Annotated in this window: 1 protein-coding gene and 2 pseudogenes; 2 read left to right on the forward strand and 1 reads right to left on the reverse strand. The window is 67.9% G+C overall.

Features of this window, described 5'->3' with window-relative positions; genetic code table 11:
- Window positions 1-37: 37 nt before the first annotated feature.
- On the reverse strand, window positions 38-469 hold the full coding sequence (locus tag GUY60_RS37435) for a hypothetical protein (protein ID WP_161705955.1): 432 nt from the start codon (window positions 467-469) through the stop codon (window positions 38-40).
- A gap of 409 nt (window positions 470-878) precedes the next feature.
- Here GUY60_RS37435 and GUY60_RS37440 point away from each other — a divergent pair.
- Window positions 879-1,529: pseudogene (locus GUY60_RS37440) on the forward strand (ABC transporter substrate-binding protein); the annotation flags it as partial.
- A 49-nt stretch (window positions 1,530-1,578) separates the two neighbouring features.
- Window positions 1,579-1,703, forward strand: a pseudogene (locus GUY60_RS39405) (RNA polymerase subunit sigma-24); the annotation flags it as partial.

A 1,703-nucleotide genomic window follows, 5' to 3' on the forward strand; every position in this document is an offset into this window, starting at 1 on the left:
TCCCAGGGGTGTGCGGGGCGGAGATTTCGGGGTGGGTTCAGTGGGCGATGTCCTGCGCCTCGTAGCTCCGCAGGCCGACGGTCAGCAGGGGAGGGACCAAGGCCCCCAGGTACCAGCTCAGGTCGGTGAAGCGGGGCGCGCCGGGCAGCTCTCGCCGGTGGATCGTCGGGATGAAGGCGCACTCGGTCCGGTGCGGGCGGAACAGGAGTTGGCCACCGGTGGCCGCGCTCGGGTGGTACACGCAGAGGGCGACATGGTGCTCCTTGTGTTCCGGCGCGTCCAAGAGGTCGAGGACTTCCTCCGCCCGGTCTCCGGTGGTTTCCCGCCAGTCGAAGAGGTCGTTGTCGTTCACCATGTACGACAGCGGCTCCTCCAGGCGCCAGCCCGTGGCGACGAGAGCCTCCACGGTGGCCCGGACCGTGACCTCGTACCAGAAGGTGAAATCGACATCTGCGCTCCGGGACGACACGGCGGGCTCCTGGGGAAGGTGGCGGTGGCCACCGAAACGTACCGGCGCCCGCTCGTAACGTGCGCATGGCGGCACCATGAAAGGCCCATTGCGGGGCGGGCGAGTCAACCTCCGCCGCTTGACCGGGAATTGGTGCATGGATAGCTTCGGCGGTATGAGGATCTGCCGGCGATTTCGGAAGCGACGGGCCATCGACCTGATGCGCGTCGCCACCGCCGTGTGTTGCTGAATTCCCTTCCGGATTCTGCCGAGCGCACGCGGCGCCGCCCGTTCGCCGCGTCCGTCTGAGCGCTCCGCCGGAGATTTCCGCCACCCCCCGCTCTCCCGCAATCCCTCACACACGCACCCGTACCCCGCCGGAATTCCGGCCTGCGCGGGCGGCGTGTTCCCTCGTCACCTGAAGGCTCGGATGACCCCTCGTACCCTCATATCCGCATCCCCGCGCACCGCCGCGATTCTCGCGGTCGCCGCCTCGTTCCTGCTGACCTCGTGCGCGGGTTCCGCGCAGTCCACGTCCGTCGGCAAGAACGTCTCCGGCGAGAAGATTCCGGCCGAGGTCTCCGCCGACACCACCCTCACCGTCGGTGCCCCCGATCTGAAGGTCGCGCTCCAGCTCTCCGGGCAGATCGACAAGCTGCCGTTCAAGGTGAAGTGGGCCAACATCAGCGGCGGGCCGCAGTGCTCCGAGGCTTTTCGGGCGGACGCGCTCGACATCTGCCACGCGGCGGAGATCCCGTCGATCAACGCGTACTGGACGGGTCTCGACACCAAACTCGTCGCGTCGAAATTCCGCCAGGATCCGACCGGGCACCCCATCTACGAACTGGGCGTCGCCCCCGGCGCCGGCATCGAGAAACTCGCGGACCTGCGCGGAAAGAAGATCGCCTACAGTCCCGGCCAGGCACAGGGTGCCCTCGTCCTGCGCATTCTGAAGAAGGCGAAACTCACCCAGAAAGACGTCGAACTCGTCGAACTCGCCAGCACAGGCGACGTCTATCCGACCGCCCTCGGAAACCATCAGGTCGACGCCGCACCGCTCGGTGACGTCAACATCAAGCGCTATCTGACGAAATACGGCAAGGACGGCCCTCTTCAACCGCCCGGACTCCCGCTACGACGTCGACCCCGCCGAGCGCCGCGACCTCACCGAACGCTTCCTGCGCGCCGCGACCGGCGGCGACCTGGACGGCCTGATGCGGCTGCTCGCGCCCGAGGCCCGGCTCGTCGGCGACAG

Origin of the sequence: Streptomyces boluensis (assembly GCF_009908195.1) — a bacterium.
In the GTDB taxonomy this organism is placed as follows: Bacteria; Actinomycetota; Actinomycetes; order Streptomycetales; family Streptomycetaceae; genus Streptomyces; species Streptomyces boluensis.